Origin of the sequence: Streptococcus cristatus (genome assembly GCF_003943515.1) — a bacterium.
Classification (GTDB): domain Bacteria; phylum Bacillota; class Bacilli; order Lactobacillales; family Streptococcaceae; genus Streptococcus; species Streptococcus cristatus_D.
In genome coordinates this window covers 1-741 of sequence record NZ_RJPT01000032.1, presented here as the reverse complement: position 1 = coordinate 741, position 741 = coordinate 1, and the positions used below count along the sequence as shown (strand labels likewise).

The 741-nt window shown below is 42.5% G+C and carries 1 protein-coding gene; it reads left to right on the top strand.

Translation table 11 applies throughout. The features are described from left to right. On the top strand, positions 1-741 hold a 741-nt coding region (locus tag D8791_RS10240), incomplete at both ends, for a glycosyltransferase family protein (protein ID WP_514133009.1).

The following is a 741-nucleotide window of genomic DNA, read 5'->3' as shown; positions in this document are numbered from 1 at the left end:
CACTATGATTTGTTTGTTTGACCGCTATGATCAAGCAAGTTTTGATTTGTTACGTTCATTAAAAGCAACAGGACTTGATTGTCCTGTTGTTGTTGTACAAGACGATGGCTATCTTTCACCAGATGTCGAGTCTCCTTACAGTTATTTTACAGGAGATTTGGATACACCAGAAGGCCGGCCGATTTATTTTAATCTTGTCCGCAAACCGCACCTATGGGAGATTCGCTCCAGCAATGTGAATGGCGAAATCTTAGATATGGGCAAGAAGCGTGCGAATATTTTCTATCGCCAACCGACGCATGAAAGACGTGTGCGGGCTGTCGAATGGTTGGATACAGAGGGGCAGGTTCGAGCAGCAGATATCTACAATCGCAAAGGACGCCTTTTCGCACAAATAACCTATGATCAGACACAACGTCCGACCCATACTCGCTATTTTGACCAGAACAATGTCGTAGTCATTATGGAAAATCATCTGACTGGCGATATTATCTTGACACTTGAAGGAAAGCGTCATATCTTTAAATCCAAACAAGAATTTGTCGTCTTTTATCTGCAATGTCGTGGATATGATACAGATCGTATTATTTATAATTCTCTAGCAACCCCCTTCTTGGTGGCCTACGCTCTTCGTCCTAAAAATGGTCGTGCAGAAGATGTTCTTTTCTGGCAAGAGCCTATCGGAGAAGTCTTACCTGGTAATATGAAAGTAGCTATGAAAATGCCTCATCGCAATATCCG